At 67.1% G+C, this 16032-nt stretch carries 14 protein-coding genes; 9 read left to right on the top strand and 5 right to left on the bottom strand.

The annotated features are described in order from the left end of the window. Positions 1-35: 35 nt before the first annotated feature. Entirely contained in the window at positions 36-431 is a 396-nt protein-coding gene (locus N4S67_RS14100; protein ID WP_260994039.1) for a GbsR/MarR family transcriptional regulator, read from the bottom strand. 180 nt (positions 432-611) lie between these two features. Between N4S67_RS14100 and N4S67_RS14105 the strand changes: the two genes are divergently transcribed. From N4S67_RS14105 to N4S67_RS14115, 3 genes are read left to right on the top strand one after another with little or no spacing between them, the layout of a single operon-like run. Beyond that, positions 612-1517, top strand: a complete 906-nt coding sequence (locus N4S67_RS14105; protein ID WP_260994040.1) for an ABC transporter ATP-binding protein — start codon at positions 612-614, stop codon at positions 1515-1517. Then, positions 1514-2227, top strand: a complete 714-nt coding sequence (locus tag N4S67_RS14110) for an ABC transporter permease (protein WP_260993595.1) — start codon at positions 1514-1516, stop codon at positions 2225-2227. The genes N4S67_RS14105 and N4S67_RS14110 overlap by 4 nt, the downstream gene beginning before the upstream one ends. Further along, positions 2227-2979 (top strand): ABC transporter permease, encoded by a 753-nt coding sequence (locus N4S67_RS14115; RefSeq protein WP_260993596.1) that lies wholly within the window; start codon positions 2227-2229, stop codon positions 2977-2979. The genes N4S67_RS14110 and N4S67_RS14115 overlap by 1 nt, the downstream gene beginning before the upstream one ends. Before the next feature lie 30 nt (positions 2980-3009). Here the strand turns inward: N4S67_RS14115 and N4S67_RS14120 are convergent, their stop codons facing one another. Continuing rightward, on the bottom strand, positions 3010-4635 hold the full coding sequence (locus N4S67_RS14120; protein WP_260993597.1) for a polyketide antibiotic transporter: 1626 nt from the start codon (positions 4633-4635) through the stop codon (positions 3010-3012). Beyond that, the gene (locus N4S67_RS14125) at positions 4632-5546 is read right to left on the bottom strand and encodes an ABC transporter ATP-binding protein (RefSeq protein ID WP_260993598.1); all 915 of its coding nucleotides are present in this window, start codon (positions 5544-5546) and stop codon (positions 4632-4634) included. Before N4S67_RS14125 ends, N4S67_RS14120 begins: the two co-directional genes overlap by 4 nt. 212 nt (positions 5547-5758) lie before the next feature. On the opposite strand from N4S67_RS14125, the gene nhaA reads away from it, so the two are divergent. Beyond that, on the top strand, positions 5759-7087 hold the full coding sequence (gene nhaA, locus N4S67_RS14130; RefSeq protein ID WP_260993599.1) for a Na+/H+ antiporter NhaA: 1329 nt from the start codon (positions 5759-5761) through the stop codon (positions 7085-7087). A 28-nt stretch (positions 7088-7115) separates the two neighbouring features. Beyond that, positions 7116-9029, top strand: coding sequence for a 1-deoxy-D-xylulose-5-phosphate synthase (gene dxs, locus N4S67_RS14135; protein WP_260993600.1), 1914 nt, complete (start codon positions 7116-7118; stop codon positions 9027-9029). A 69-nt stretch (positions 9030-9098) separates the two neighbouring features. Here dxs and N4S67_RS14140 read toward each other — a convergent pair whose 3' ends face one another. Both N4S67_RS14140 and N4S67_RS14145 read right to left on the bottom strand, forming a co-directional pair. Beyond that, complete coding sequence (locus N4S67_RS14140; RefSeq protein ID WP_260993601.1) at positions 9099-10412, bottom strand: ribonuclease D; 1314 nt, start codon at positions 10410-10412, stop codon at positions 9099-9101. 2 nt (positions 10413-10414) lie between these two features. Next, complete coding sequence (locus tag N4S67_RS14145) at positions 10415-10996, bottom strand: DUF3000 domain-containing protein (RefSeq protein WP_260993602.1); 582 nt, start codon at positions 10994-10996, stop codon at positions 10415-10417. A 122-nt stretch (positions 10997-11118) separates the two neighbouring features. Here N4S67_RS14145 and hemE point away from each other — a divergent pair, with 122 nt between their 5' ends. From hemE to N4S67_RS14165, 4 genes are read left to right on the top strand one after another with little or no spacing between them, the layout of a single operon-like run. Next, positions 11119-12183, top strand: coding sequence for a uroporphyrinogen decarboxylase (gene hemE, locus N4S67_RS14150; protein ID WP_260993603.1), 1065 nt, complete (start codon positions 11119-11121; stop codon positions 12181-12183). Then, positions 12180-13562 carry a protoporphyrinogen oxidase gene (locus tag N4S67_RS14155; protein ID WP_260993604.1) on the top strand — a complete coding sequence of 461 codons (1383 nt, stop codon included), beginning with the start codon at positions 12180-12182 and terminating at the stop codon, positions 13560-13562. The genes hemE and N4S67_RS14155 overlap by 4 nt, the downstream gene beginning before the upstream one ends. Before the next feature lie 4 nt (positions 13563-13566). Then, positions 13567-14271 (top strand): hydrogen peroxide-dependent heme synthase, encoded by a 705-nt coding sequence (gene hemQ, locus N4S67_RS14160; protein ID WP_260993605.1) that lies wholly within the window; start codon positions 13567-13569, stop codon positions 14269-14271. 23 nt (positions 14272-14294) lie between these two features. Continuing rightward, a complete protein-coding gene (locus tag N4S67_RS14165; protein WP_260993606.1) occupies positions 14295-15950 on the top strand; it encodes an NAD-dependent malic enzyme in 1656 nt (551 codons plus the stop codon). Positions 15951-16032 lie beyond the last annotated feature (82 nt).

A 16032-nucleotide genomic window follows, 5' to 3' on the forward strand; every position in this document is an offset into this window, starting at 1 on the left:
CTTGAAGGTAGGCGGTGGCATCAGTTGTCGGGCCGCTACGTCTTCGATCGGGCTCGCCACCGGTCCAGCACCGCCGGTATCTCGTCGAGCAGGAAGTTGTAGAAGTCGCGCATCTCGGTGACACGTTGGCGGGCGAGGCTGCCGTCCTTCGTCGCGGCGACGCCCGCTTCGGCGGCATCCAAGACCGCAACGAGGGCCGCGTTCTGGTGGGTGTACTGCACTGCCCACGCGTTGTCGGGCAGGCGGAAGTGGTCGCGACGACTACCCGGCGCGGGTACCTGCTCCACAACGCCCACGGCGGTGAGCGTCTTCAGCGCCCCGGAGATGGCGCCCGAGCTTGCTTGCAACCGTTGTCCGAGCTCGCCCATCGTCATGGTGGGTTGATCGCTGAACAGCAGGGCAGCCAGCACTCGTGCGGTCATGCGTTGCATCCCGTGGGTCGACAGGACGAGGGCCAACTGCTCGGCCGCCGCCTGGTTGTCGATCGCCTCAGCCACGTGCCGAACCTCCGATAAAACTCTTCAGAAATTTCTGAAAGTTCAGTATAGTCACCCGCGGTGCTCCGGGAAGTCTGGTCGGAACTGGATTCCGTCTACCCGGAAGGCGATCACATGCAGGCCGTTACAGCGTCAGCGAGGTCCGCGGCACCCGCCGCCGACGTCATTCGAGTCCGCAATCTCACGTTCACGTATCCGAAGGCGACCGAGCCGGCCGTGCGCGGCATGGACTTCTCCGTCAGCCGCGGCGAGATCTTCGGATTTCTCGGTCCCAGCGGAGCCGGTAAGTCGACGACGCAGAAGTTGCTCATCGGGTTGCTTCGCGGCCATGGCGGTGAGGCCGCGGTATGGGGCAAGGACCCTCTTGACTGGGGGCCCGCCTACTACGAGCGGATCGGCGTCTCATTCGAGCTGCCGAACCACTACCAAAAACTCACCGCGTTGGAGAATCTGCAGTTCTTCGCGTCCCTGTACGGCGTGAACACACTGGATCCGATGGAACTGCTCGATGCGGTGGGCCTGGCGAACGACGCCCACACTCGAGTGTCCAAGTTCTCAAAGGGCATGCAGATGCGGCTGACTTTCGTCAGGTCGCTGATCAATGATCCAGAACTGCTCTTCCTGGACGAACCCACATCGGGGCTCGATCCGGTGAACGCGCGTAAGGTCAAAGACATCATCCGCGACCTCAAGTCGCGCGGCCGTACCGTTTTTCTCACCACTCACGACATGAGCACCGCCGACGAGCTCTGCGACAGAGTCGCTTTCGTGGTGGACGGTCGTATCGTCGCGTTGGACTCGCCCGCGGAGCTCAAAATCGCCCGGAGTCAACGTCGGGTTCGAGTGGAGTTTCGCGGCACTGACGGCGTGCTGGAGGAGGCCGAGTTCGCCATGGACGGCCTGGCCGACGACTCGGCGTTCCATGCCGTGCTACGAGACCACCACGTCGCGACCATTCACAGTCGCGAAGCCACCCTCGACGACGTCTTCGTCGAAACCACGGGAAGGCAACTGGCATGACGCGCTTGGTAACTGCGATGCGTCTGGAGGCCACACTTCAGATCCGGCAGAAATTTCTTCACGCGGCGGTCTTCTCGGGTCTGATCTGGTTGGCCGTGCTGTTGCCGATGCCGCACCGTCTGCGTGCGATTGCCGAGCCGTATGTGCTGTTGGGAGACATCGCGATCATCGGGTTCTTCTTCATCGGCGGATCGGTGTTCTTCGAGAAGCAGGAGCGCACTCTGAGCGCGGTGATATCGACGCCGTTGCGCTTCTGGGAGTACTTGAGCGCAAAAGTTGCCCTGCTGTTGATGATTTCGCTATTCGTCGCGCTGGTGGTGGTGTCTGTCGCGCACGGATTCGCCTACCGTCCGGTCCCATTAATCGTCGGTGTGGTGCTCGGAACGGTGTTGATGCTCCTGGTCGGGTTCATCACGTCATTGCCGTTCACGTCGGTCAGCGACTGGTTCATGTCGGCGACGATCCCGCTCGCGGTGATGTCGGGTCTGCCGGTGCTGTACTTCGCAGGAGTATGGGCGAACCCAGTGGTGTATCTGATCCCCACGCTGGGGCCGTTACTGCTGCTCGGTGCGGCATTCGACCAAGTGGCGCTGATGCCGTGGCAGTTCGCGTACTCGGTGGCGTATCCGATTGCGTGCGCCGCCGCGTTGAGCTGGGCAGCCAAAGCTCTGTTCGGACGGTACGTGGTAGCGAAGTCGGGAGGGCTGTGATGACTGCTCCGGCATCCGCGGGGAAGGTTCTTGCGGCCTTCGCCCGCAACGATATTCGTGGTTCGTATCGCGATCCGCTGCTGGTGATGATCGTCATCGCTCCTGTCATCTGGACCGCCGCGGTCCACATGCTGACCCCGTTGTTCACCGAGATGCTGGCTGCCCGGTACGAGTTCGACCTGACGCCGTACTACCCACTGGTGCTTACCGCTTTTCTGCTGCTGACCAGCGTCATCATCGCCGGGGGGCTAGCAGCGTTCCTGGTCCTCGATGAGGTCGACGCGGGGACACTCGCCGCGCTACGGGTGACACCGGTGCCACTGCCGGCCTTCTTCACTTACCGCGCGGTCACGGTCATGGTGGTCACGACCGTTTACGTCATCGCGACGCTGTCGTTCAGCGGCGTACTCCAGCCCGGTCTCCTTCCCGCACTGGTGCCGATCGGCGTGCTCGCCGGTTTGTCGGCGGTCGTGACGACCCTGCTGATCGTCGCGGTGGCCAACAACAAGATTCAGGGCATCGCCATGGTCCGCGCGCTGGGCATGTTGATAGCAGGGCTGCCGTGCCTGCCCTGGTTCATTGATTCCGCCTGGAACCTGGCTTTTGGTGTGCTGCCGCCGTACTGGGCCGCCAAAGCCTTCTGGGTGGCGAGCGAGCACGACGTGTGGTGGCCGTACTTCTTCATCGGCGTCGTTTACAACGTAGCCATCGCCTGGCCGCTGTTCCGTCGATTCGTCGCCAGAAACACGTGAATCCGCCGAGTTGCCAAGTGTCCGCGCGGATCACGACGTGACGTCGCGACGGTCATAGCCGACGAGTCCGATCAGGGCCATGACCGCACCGATGGCGAGCAGGGCAACTATTGGAGCCCAGCCGGGTGAGACCGACGGTACCGCTGCAATATGCACAAAAGGTGAGGCGTTGCGCAGCCAATCGGGAGCGCGTGTGCTCTCGGCGACGATGTTGACGAGGAAGCCGCCCACTCCCGGTACCGCGCCGACGGCTACCACCGCCGAAGGCAGCCACCCGAGAGCCAACGCCGCCGCACCCAGGGCCAGCCCGGCGATCGCAGCCGTGTTCAACGCACCCGCAGCCGCGTCCACGAGACGAAGAGGCGCGCCGGTGAGTGCGGCACCACCCCACATCGCCACCGCCGCCGTGGCGTGCAGAATGACGATTCCCGTTGCTGCCGTGACGGTCTCAACAACCAGTACGCGCACCCGCGGAACAGGCGAGGCGAAGACCATCGTCCAGTGACGTGCCTTCTCATCACCCGCCAAGGACCCTAGGCGGCTCGCGCCATACAACCCGGTCGGTATGGCCAGCAGACCGAACAACGCGGCGGCGAAGCCTTCCGCAGTGTCGAGTCCGGCGAAGCCGGCGCCCGCCGCCAGTTCTGCGAACCGAGGACTGCCTTCGAAGAATTCCAAGATGGAGGCGATCATCGCCCCGACGATCAGGAAGTAGGCGCCGATACCCGCGACCCATCCGACGCTCGGACGCACGGCACGACGAACCGCGAAACCTCCGACCGAGCCGAGCAAGCGGGTCCGCGGCGGCCGGTGCGTCGTGAGCGTGAGTAGACCGCCGCCCACATCCCGGTGCCTCGACGCGGCCATCGCAATCGTCGCGAGAACCACGGGATTGCACGCCAGGACCAGCAACGGCGCGACCCGGTTCTCGGCGTAGGGCGCCACGCGCGCAATCAGGCCAAGGGGGCTCAGCCAGGCTGACCACGCCATGGCCGCCATCCCGTCGGCGAGCATCCGAATCAGCAGTGCGACCGTGAGGTAGCCGGCTGCCAGGCCGACCGCTGATGACCTGCTCGGCATGACTTGAGCGGCGACCAACCCGACGGTGGCGAACGTCAGGGTCACACCGAGAACGCCTGCGGCGTAGCTCAGCGCGCCCAAGGTGTCGGTGCCGGCGAGCAGCAATCCCGCGCCGACACCCGCGCCGACCGCGGTCGCCGAAACAACCAGCGCGACAAGGCAGGACCGCAGGGCGTCAGAGGCGCGTAGTGTCCCGGCCAACAGAAGGCTCCACCGGCCCGCTTCTTCCTCCCCGCGGGTGATGCGGATGGATGCGAGCATGATCCAGACCCCGGCCAGCATGAGCAGGGGGATGCCGGTCCGCCACACCGTGAATCCGCCGGGGTCGTCCAGGGCGGCAGGAGTTCCGAAAAGGATTCGGATGGCTGGATTCTCGGTCAGCGCCCGCAACGCTGCCTGATCGAGTTCGCGCTCGAATGTGGACTTGTACTGGAAGGCCACCATTGCCGACATGACCGCGCACACCGGTGCCACCAGTAGCGTGCCGCGGCGAAGCTGTCGCATCGCGACCCGGGTGACCGCTGCGTTGGCACCCGGGACCACCGCCCGGTGTGCGGCGATCGTTCCTGCGGTCATCGTGACGCCTCGCCGTAGTAGTCGAGAAAGACCTCTTCGAGGGTCGGCTCGCGCATGGCGACGGCGGTGACGTCGACTGCGGCCAGCGCACGCAAAGCTGCCGCGGGGGAGCCGGACATGGTGAAACGCAAACGTTTCGCGTCGAGATGCTCAACATCGCCGACACCGGGGATGTCGGTGAGCAAAGGTTCTTCGTCGCGGTAGGACACCTCCACCACGGTTCGACGCAACCGGCGCAAGTCGGTGACCGAGTCGACCTCGACAACGTGCCCAGCCCGCAGGATCGCGACCGTGTCGCAGAGCGCTTCGACCTCACCCAGTTGATGTGAACTCAGAAACACTGTTTGACCTCGGTCGCGGGCGTCGATGACACACCGGCGAAACTCACGCTCCATCAGCGGATCGAGTCCGCTGGTCGGTTCGTCGAGGACCAGCAGCGGCGCCCTGGTCGAAAAAGCCGCCACCAGCGCCACTTTCTGTCGGTTTCCGCTCGAGTAGGCCCTGGCCGGCCGGTCGACGTCCAGCGCAAAGCGCGAGATGAGTTCGGCGCGGTACTCGCCATCGACACCGGGCCCCAAACGGGCCAGCAACTCCAGGATTTCTGCGCCGGTGAGGCTGGGCCACAGCGCGACGTCGGCGGGGACGTAGGCAAGGTGGCGATGGACGTTGCGAACGTCGTCAGCGCGCTCGCCGAAGATCGTCGCAGTGCCCGCGGACGGTCGGATCAGTCCGAGCAGCATCCGGATCGTGGTGGACTTGCCTGCCCCGTTGGGCCCGAGGAAGCCGAAGACAGCACCCGGAGCCACCGTGAGGTTCACATCGTCGACCGCGACGATCGACCCGAACCGTTTGGTGAGTCCGACGGCATTGATGGCGTGAGACGGATTCGCGCGCACTGGCGCGTGCGACATGGCATGCACAGGTTGCCCTTTCGAAGTCGGTCAATCGACAGCCGACCAGGCTTCCCGGCACACCTAGCGAGGAATGTACTCGCGCGAGCGTTGCCACACCAGACCCGTCGCCGCGTCTGTGTGGCGGTAATGGCATAGGGTTAGCGAGAGGTGTGCCGGGAAGTCTGGTCGGCGATTGCTTCAACGACCGCTAGCCATAGTTGGGACTTACCGTGACGGCCAATCCACTTCGTCGATTCGCAGGGCAAGAACTGTTCTCGCGGGGATCGTGGTCGGAGACGAACCGCGTCGCCTCGATCCTGCGGAAAGAAACCGTCGGCGGGGCGATCCTGTTGGTGGCAGCGGCCGCGGCTCTGGTCTGGGCCAACTCGCCGTGGTCGACGAGCTACTTCGGGTTGCGCGATCTCGAGATCGGTGGCGAGCCGTTCGGCTTGCATCTGACCCTCACCCTGGGCGCATGGGCGGCCGACGGGTTGCTGGCCGTGTTCTTCTTCGTCGTTGGGCTGGAACTCAAACGCGAGTTCGTCGCCGGTGATCTGCGCGACCCGGGCCGCGCTGCTCTGCCGATAGCCGCCGCCGTCGGCGGGATGGTGGTGCCGGCGCTGATCTTCGTCGCGGTGACAGCACACGTGGGCGACGGCGCGACACGGGGATGGGCCATCCCGACCGCTACCGACATCGCGTTCGCCGTTGCTGTTCTCGCCGTCATCTCCACGCACCTGCCTTCGGCGTTGCGCACCTTCCTGCTGACTCTGGCCGTCGTCGACGATCTTCTCGCGGTGACGGTCATCGCCGTGTTCTACACCGAGGACATCAACGTGGGCGCGCTGGCATTGGTGCTCGTGCCGCTGACGCTTTTTGCGTTGTGCGTGCAGCGCCGAATCCGGTCCTGGTGGTTGTTGCTTCCGCTGGCGCTCGCGACCTGGGTGCTGATGCACGAATCCGGTGTGCACGCGACGGTCGCCGGCGTCCTGCTCGGTTTCGCGGTGCCCGTGGTCCGGTCCGCGGCGGCCGGTGGGCCGGAGGCCGGACCCGGTCTCGCCGAGCATTTCGAGCATCGGATCCGTCCGCTGTCGGCCGGTATCGCCGTGCCGGTGTTCGCGTTCTTCGCCGCCGGGGTGAGCCTCGGCGGTGCCGAGGGTCTCACCCGAGCCTTCGCCGACCCCATCACGCTGGGCATCGTGCTCGGGCTGGTGGCAGGAAAACCCATCGGCATCTTCTTGACCACCCGGGTGTTGGCGGCGGTCACCCGCGCCACCCTCGACGCGTCGCTGCGCTGGATCGACGTGCTCGGCATCTCGATGCTGGCGGGAATCGGGTTTACCGTGTCCTTGCTCATCGGTGATCTCGCATACGGCATCGCGTCGAATCGTGACGAATTCGTGAAGATCGGCGTGCTCGCCGGATCGCTGATCTCGGCCGTGTTGGCCGCCGTCCTGTTGCGGCTGCGCAACAGGCAGTACCGGGCCATTTGGGAGCTGGAGACCGCCGACGCAGACCGCGACGGCGTGCCCGACGTCTACCAGGCTCGACAGGACTGACTACGACGGGCGTGCGTAGACTGGCGGGATGCTTGAACAGATCCGCGGCCCCGCTGATCTGCAGCACCTGACGCAGTCGCAGCTGAGCGATCTGGCGCAAGAAATCCGGGATTTCTTGATTCACAAGGTCGCTGCAACCGGCGGGCATCTCGGTCCGAATCTCGGCGTCGTCGAACTCACCCTCGCGCTGCACCGGGTGTTCGATTCGCCGCACGATCCGATCGTCTTCGACACCGGCCACCAGTCATACGTGCACAAGATGCTGACCGGGCGCAGCCACGACTTCGACACGCTGCGCAAGAAGGACGGGCTGTCGGGCTATCCGTCGCGCGCCGAGAGCGAGCACGACTGGGTGGAGTCCAGCCATGCCAGTTCGGCACTGTCCTACGCCGACGGGCTGGCCAAGGCGTTCGAACTGACCGGGCATCGCAACCGTCACGTGGTCGCCGTCGTCGGCGACGGCGCGCTGACCGGCGGCATGTGCTGGGAAGCGCTCAACAACATCGCAGGCGCCCGCAGGCCCGTGGTGATCGTCGTCAACGACAACGGCCGCAGCTATGCGCCGACCATCGGCGGCTTCGCCGATCACCTGGCCGCGCTGCGCCTCCAGCCTGGTTACGAGAAGCTGCTCGAAGGCGGCCGCAAGGCGGTCCGCGGCGTGCCGATCATCGGTGAGCTCTGCTATCAGGCCATGCACAGCATGAAGGCCGGCCTCAAGGACGCGCTGGCCCCGCAGGTGATGTTCACCGACCTCGGGCTCAAGTATGTCGGGCCCATCGACGGGCACGATGAGCACGCGGTGGAAACGGCGCTGCGACACGCCCGCGGTTTCAACGCCCCGGTGATCGTGCACGTCGCCACCCGCAAGGGCATGGGTTATGCGCCCGCAGAGAACGACGAGGCCGACCAGATGCACGCCTGCGGCGTCATCGACCCGGAGACCGGGTTGGCGACGTCGGTGCCGGGGCCGGGCTGGACGTCCACGTTCTCCGAGGCCCTGATCGGCTATGCCGGCCGACGGCGCGACGTCGTCGCGATCACCGCCGCCATGGCGGGTCCCACCGGCCTGACCGCGTTCCGTCAGCGCTTTCCCGACCGGTTCTTCGACGTCGGTATCGCCGAGCAGCACGCGATGACGTCGGCCGCGGGTCTGGCGATGGGCGGGTTACACCCGGTGGTGGCCATCTACTCGACGTTCCTGAACCGGGCGTTCGACCAGGTCATGATGGACGTCGCGTTGCACAAGCTGCCCGTGACCATCGTGCTGGACCGCTCCGGGGTCACCGGTCCCGACGGCGCCAGCCACAACGGCATGTGGGATCTGTCGATGCTGAATATCGTGCCCGGCATCCGGGTCGCCGCGCCGCGCGACGGCACCCGGTTGCGTGAGGAATTGGGCGAGGCACTCGACGTCAGCGACGGGCCCACCGCCATCCGGTTCCCCAAAGGCGATGTGGGCGAGGACATTCCGGCTCTCGAGCGCCGCGACGGCGTCGACGTGCTAGCGGTCCCGGCTGACGGATTGTCCGACGATGTGCTGCTCGTGGCCGTCGGGCCGTTCGCGGTCATGGCGCTCAAAGCCGCCGAGCGGCTGCGCAACCAGGGCATCGGCGTCACTGTCGTCGATCCGCGGTGGGTGCTTCCGGTGCCGGGCGCCATCGCAGAGTTGGCGGCCGCGCACAAGCTGGTCGTCACCCTCGAGGACAACGGTGTGCAGGGCGGCATCGGGTCCGCGGTGTCGGCGGCCATACGGCGCGCGGAGATCGACGTGCCGTGCCGCGACGTCGGACTGCCGCAAGAGTTCTTCGCGCACGCGTCTCGCGGTGAGGTGCTAGCCGAGGTGGGCCTGACCGACAGCAATATCGCCCGTCAGATCACCGGCTGGGTGGCCGCCCAAGGCGCACCGGTCGGCGAGCCCGAAGTCAGCGAGCGTCTCGACTAGCTAGCTCGCGCTCGCCTCATCTGCGCGAGCAGACGCAAATGGTCCCCCTTGTCGGCGTGCCGGGGCACTCTATGTCTGCTCGACCACGGTGGTGAGTGCCTCGGTCAACACCGGAACCGTCAAATCACGCTGCCACGGGCGCACTTTCGCCTCGCGGAGGAACTCCTCGATGACCGTCGAGGTCTCCTCCGGTGCAGCTGGCGACTGCCAGTCCCAGCACAGTCGGCGTACCACCTCAGGTGAGATGAGGTTCTCGGCAGGCACCGTGACGCGCTTCGACAGGTCGGCCAGGCCGGCGCGGGCCGCCTCCAGCCGAGCCGCGGCCTCGGGTTTGCGCCGCGGCCATCTGGACGCGGGTGGCGGACCGTTCGACGGTTCTGACGAGCTCGGCGGATCCTCGGTGCTGCGGGCACGCGCCAGCGCGTCGAGCCATACGTGCGCACTTCGGCGCTGCCTGTTTCCGCCGAACACCGGCAGCGCGGTCAGCTTCTCGACCGTGTCGGGATTGGCGGTCGCGGCGTTGATGATCGCGGCGTCGGGCAGGATGCGACCGGGCGCGATATCGCGCCGTCGGGCGATGTGGTCGCGGGTGGTCCACAGTTCGCGGACCGCGGCGAGTGTCTTCGGGTCACGCACCTTGTGGATGCCCGACGTACGGCGCCACCTGTCGCGTCGGGTCGGGGTACCTTCGAAGGTGCGCAGGTACTCGAATTCCTGTGCCGCCCAATCGGTTTTGCCTTGCTCCTCCAGTACGGAGGCGATGGCGTGACGCAGGTCCAGCAGCACCTCGACGTCCAGCGCCGCGTAGTTCAACCATTCGGGCGGCAGCGGGCGCTGTGACCAGTCGGCCGCGCCGTGGCCCTTCATCAACTGCAGGCCGAGCAGCCGCTGGACCATCGCGGCGAGATTGACCTTGTCGTAGCCGGCGAGGCGGCCCGCGAGTTCGGTGTCGTAGAGCGCTGTCGGTCGCATGCCGATCTCGGCCAGGCAAGGCAGGTCCTGATCGGCGGCGTGCAGCACCCACTCGTCGGTGGCCAGCACCTCGGCGACCGGCGCCAGGGCGGTCAGCGGATCGGCACCGTGGCTGACCGGGTCGATGAGCACCGTCCCGGCCCCTGCGCGGCGGATCTGCAGCAGATAGGCGCGGTTCGAGTAGCGAAAACCTGAGGCTCGTTCGGCGTCCACCGCGAAGGGCCCCCCGCCGGATGCCAGGAATTCGGCCGCCCTCGCGATCTCGCTGACGCTGACCGACAGCTCCGGCACGCCGTCGCGGGGCGCGAGCAGGGGAGTTGCCTCCGGTTCCGCAGGCTGATCGGCCGACTGTTCGGCCAACTGATCGGCCAACTGATCGGCCGCTGTGCCGGCCTCGTGGGGGTCGGCCATCGTCAGGCGCGGGTGCGTGAGCTCAGGTCGGTGACGCCGGTCGGGGGCAGGCCCGCGGCGTGCTCGAGCACCTCGCAGAAGGCCTCGACGTGCGGGCCCAGCTCAAGCGTCGTCGCCGTCCACGACGCCCGCAGCTCCAGCTGATGAGCGCGGGGCGGGCCGGAGATGTCGCCGTAGCGCACTGACGTGGTGGCGGTGACGGTGCCGCCGAGCGCGGTGACGTGTTCGGCCCGCGTGGCCAGCGCATCGACGAGCCAACTCCACGCCACCTCCGGGAGCAGCTGGTCGACGGCCTCGCTGGGATCGAGATCGGCCTGGATGTAGGCGACCAGCCGCATCGTCCCGTCCCACGCTTCGGCGCCCTCGGGATCGTGCAACAGGATCAGCCGTCCGAACGCGTCGCCCTCAGAGCGCTCCGGGACGATGGCGGTCTCGGGATGACGGACCTCCGCGCCCAGCGCGTAGCTGAACGGCGCGAGCCGCTGCGGCGGACGGATCGGGCCGAGCTCGATCTCCGCTCGCACGGTGGTGGCATTCATCGCCGCCACCGCTTCGCGGAACTGAGCCGGTTCGGCGGTGGTCACGGCGTTTGACGCTAGACCATTCGGCCAGCTCTGTGCGTGGGGCGCGCCGATTTCGTCCGGCGACGGTAGGGGTAGAGGTGAGACAGCGGCGGTGCCCACCGCACATGGCAGCATTGAAGTCGATGAGTACCCGTCGTGAGCTGCCCGATTCGCCCTTCCTCGCTGCCGCCAGCGGTCGCAAACCCAGCCGTGTGCCGGTCTGGTTCATGCGGCAGGCCGGGCGTTCGCTGCCCGAGTACCGCGAGCTACGCGCCAAAAACACCATGATGCAGGCCTGCTTCGACGCCGAGTTGATCACCGAGATCACCCTGCAACCGGTGCGAAGGCACGGCGTCGACGCGGCGATTCTGTTCTCCGACATCGTCGTACCGCTGCGAGCGGCGGGTATCGAACTCGACATCGTGCCCGACGTCGGCCCGGTGATCGATCACCCTGTGCGCACCCTCGCCGACGTCCAGGCGATCAGACCTTTGGAACAGCAACAGGTCGCGCCGGTAGCCGACGCGGTCACCCGGCTGGTGTCCGAACTGGGTGAGGTGCCGCTGATCGGGTTCGCCGGGGCACCGTTCACCCTGGCTTCGTATCTGGTGGAGGGCGGTCCGAGCCGTCATCACGAGCGCACCAAGGCGATGATGCTGGGTGAACCCGCCACCTGGCATGCGCTGATGACCGCCCTGACCGATGTGACGATCGCGTTCCTGCAGACCCAGATCTCGGCGGGAGTCGACGCGATTCAGGTGTTCGACTCGTGGGCCGGAACCTTGTCGCTCGCCGACTACCGCACGTATGTGCTGCCCCACAGCACCCGGGTGTTCTCCTCGCTGGCCGCCGCGGGCGTGCCGATGACCCACTTCGGGGTCGGGACCGCCGAACTTCTCGGTGCGATGGCCGAGGCGGTGTCTGTGCACGGCGCACCCGCCGTCGTCGGCGTCGACTGGCGCACTGCGCTGGCCGACGCGGCTACGCGGGTCCCGCCCGGTACGGCGCTGCAGGGCAACCTCGACCCGGTGGTGTTGCTGACGGACTGGGCGGTGGCTGAGCGCGCGGTGCGCGCTGTCGTCGAGGACGGCCGCCGCGCAGTCGACCACGGGGCGGGAGGACATGTGTTCAACCTCGGTCATGGCGTGCTGCCGAGCACCGAGCCCGAACTGATCACCGACGTGGTGGCTCTGGTGCACTCGTTATGACCGCATCGTATTGCGTTGTCGGTGGCGGCGTTTCAGGCTTGGTCGCCGCCTACCGGCTGCGCGTCGCGGCCGGACCGGACGCGTCGATCACGCTCTTCGACCCCGCGGACCGCCTCGGCGGGGTGCTGCGCACCGAGCGTGTCGGCGGGCAGCCGATGGATGTCGGTGCGGAGGCGTTCGTAGCGCGCAGGCCGGAAGTGCCTGCGTTGCTGGCCGAGCTTGGCCTCGCGGGCAGGCAGATCGGGGCGACGGGAGTGCGGCCGCTGATCTACAGCCAGGGGCGGCTGCATCAGATGCCAGCCGGCACGTTGCAGGGCATTCCGGCGCAGCCGACGGCGCTGGCAGGTCTGGTCGACGAGGCGACGATGGCGCGCATCCGCGACGAGCCGGCCCGCCCGCTCTCCTGGCGGCCCGGCGCCGACCCTGCGGTCGCCGACCTCGTCGGCGACCGGTTCGGCGAGCAGGTCGTCGCACGGTCCGTCGACCCGCTGCTGGCCGGCGTCTACGCGGGCTCAGCCGCCTCGATCGGCCTGCGGTCGGCGATCCCGGCGCTCGCCGTCGCACTTGACCGGGGGGCACGCAGCCTCACCGACGCGGTCCGCGACGCGCTGCCGCCACCCGTTACCGGCTCGGTGTTCGGCGCGATCGACGGCGGGTACGCGGTGCTGGTCGACGCGCTGGTCCGGCAAGCCGGCATCCGATGGGTCCAGGTGACCGTCGAACGGGTCGACCGATCACCGCGCGGATGGCAGCTGACTGACGACGAAGGCGCGCGTCATCATGCCGACGCGGTGGTGCTGGCGGTGCCCGCGCCGCGGCTGGCCCGACTCGTCGGCGACGTCGCGCCGCGTACCGCGGCGGCCGCGCGGCGCATCGCGGTGGCGTCGACCGCACTGGTCGCCCTCGCGCTGCCCGGTGGCACGCCGATACCGCCGCAGTCCGGGGTGCTGGTGGCCAGCGGAGAACAGCATGCCCGCGAAGAGCGCCGAATCCCGTTGCGCGCCAAAGCGATAACGTTGTCGACGCGCAAGTGGGGACAACGTGGCAACGTCGAACTGGTTCGCCTGTCCTACGGTCGCTTCGGCGACGACTTGGCCCGCAGCGCGGGCGACGAGGAGCTGCTGACGTGGGCGGGGCAGGACTTGGCCACGGCCTTCGGCGTGAACACCCAACCGGTGGACTGCCACGTGCAGCGCTGGATCGACGCGATGCCCCAATACGGGCCGGGGCACACCGCACTTGTCGCCGAGTTGCGCGCCGGACTGCCGCCCGACCTTGCGGTCGCCGGGGCGTACCTGGACGGCATCGGAGTGCCCGCCTGCGTGTCGTCCGCCACCAAGGCTGCGGCGTCGCTGGTCACCTCACGCGTGGCACGATAGGCACATGGCCAAGCTCGACTACGACACCCTCAACGCGACCATCCGATACCTGATGTTCTCGGTGTTCGCGGTGCAGCCCGGAAGCCTCGGCGCTGAGGACGGGGCGCGGGCGAACGTCGTCGACGAGACCGCGACCTTCCTCAAGCAGCAGGAGGACCGCGGCGTCGTGGTGCGCGGGCTGTACGACATCGCGGGCATGCGCGCCGACGCCGACTTCATGATGTGGACCCACGCGGAGACCGTCGAGGCGCTGCAGGCGACCTATTCGGACTTTCGCAGGACCACGACGCTGGGCCGAGCCAGCACGCCGGTGTGGAGCAACGTCGCGCTGCACCGCCCGGCCGAGTTCAACAAGAGCCACATCCCGGCGTTTCTGGCCGGCGAAGAGCCGGGCAACTACATCTGCGTGTATCCATTCGTACGATCGCTGGATTGGTACCTGCTGCCCGACGAGGAACGCCGCCGCATGCTGGCCGAACACGGCATGGCCGCGCGCGATTACAAAGATGTGCGCGCCAACACGGTGCCCGCGTTCGCGCTCGGCGACTACGAGTGGATTTTGGCGTTCGAGGCTCCCGAATTGCACCGCATCGTCGATCTGATGCGCGACCTGCGCGCCACCGACGCGCGCAGGCACGTGCGCGAGGAGACGCCGTTCTTCACCGGGCCGCGCATCGGAGTGGAAGAGTTGGTCAACAAGCTCCCCTGACGTTCGCGGCGGAAGGACATTCGTTGTCTGAGGCGAAAACCGGCCAGGACAGGCTGTTCGACGCGCTGACGACAAAGGGCACCGCGTTCACTCACGCCGAGCGTCGCAAGCACGGGATCCTCGGCCTGCTTCCCACCGCGGAGAAAACCCTCGAGCAGCAGGTCGAGCACAGCTGGGCCGAATTCTGTACTCGCCGTGAGGGTTTGGACCAGCACATCTACCTGCGTGCGCTGCAGGATCGCAACGAGACACTGTTCTACCGGCTGCTCAGGGAGCACATCGCCGAGACGATGCCGGTTGTCTACACCCCGACCGTTGGTGAGGCCTGCCAGCGATTCAGCGAAATCTACCGCAAGCCACGCGGATTGTTCGTCTCCTACACCGACAGGGAACTGCTGCGCGAGGTGCTGGGCAACCGACCGAAGTCACGGCGCGAGGTCGACGTGATCGTGGTGACCGACGGTCAACGCATTCTCGGACTAGGTGATCAGGGCATCGGCGGAATGGGGATCCCGATCGGCAAGCTCTCGCTGTACACCCTGATCGGCGGCATCGACCCTGCGCGCACGTTACCGATTGTGCTGGACGTGGGCACCGACAACGTCGAGTTGCTCGAGGACCCGCAGTACCTCGGCTGGCGACACCGCCGCATCGGCGACGACGAGTACTACGCGTTCATCGACGAATTCGTGACCGCGGTGCACGAGGAACTGCCTGACGTGCTTCTCCAGTGGGAGGACTTCGCGACCGCGCACGCCCAGCCGATCCTGGACCGCTACCGCGACACACTGCTGACCTTCAACGATGACATCCAGGGCACGGCCGCGGTCGCCCTCGGGGCTCTGCACGGCGCGGCGAACGTGGTCGGCCGTCCGTTGAAAGACCAGCAGATCGTGATGCTGGGCGCCGGTTCGGCGGGTATCGGCGTGCTCAACATGGTCCTGCGCGAGATGGTGTCGCAGGGAATTTCGGAAGCCGAGGCGCTGTCGCGCATCTGGGTTGTCGACGTGGCCGGTCTGCTCACCGACGACCGCACCGATCTGTCGGAAGGACAACGGAAGTTCGCCCAGCCCGCCGGTCGGCTGGGGGGCTGGGGGTTGTCGTCGGCCGCCCAGCTGACCGACGTCGTGCATAACGTCGATGTCGGTGTCCTGCTGGGGCTTTCGACCGCGGCCGGCGCCTTCAGCGAGAACATCGTGCGCGAGCTGGCCAGCAAGACCGAGCGGCCGATCATCTTCCCGCTGTCCAACCCGACCAGCAGGGCGGAGGCGCATCCCGCTGAACTCGACGAGTGGACCGGCGGACGTGCGCTGATCGCCACGGGATCACCGTTCGCACCGCTGCGGCGTGACGGCGTGGAGCGTCAGATCGCCCAATGCAATAACGCGTACATCTTTCCGGCGATGGGTCTTGCCGTCACCGCGGCTCAAGCGACTCGGGTGACCGACGACATGATGCGGGCGGCGGCCACTGCGCTCGGCGACCTGTCGCCGGCCCTCGTGGATCCCAACTCGCCCCTGCTGCCCGCATGGACGGATGTGCCCGAGGTCGCGGTCCGCATCGCGCACGCGGTTGCGCTCCAGGCCGTCAGCGAGGGCGTTGCCCCGCAACGCTCCGCCGAACAGCTCGAGGAGCGGATCACCCAGGTCCGCTGGACGCCCGATTACCCGCCCGCCTGAGGTATGGGATCCTGCTTTGCTGCCTATGCCTGACTGCGACCCGTTTCGAGCGCAGAACCTCGGCTGGCAACGTGGTGCGGAT

It is taken from the genome of Mycobacterium deserti (assembly GCF_025345615.1).
Lineage (GTDB): Bacteria > Actinomycetota > Actinomycetes > Mycobacteriales > Mycobacteriaceae > Mycobacterium > Mycobacterium deserti.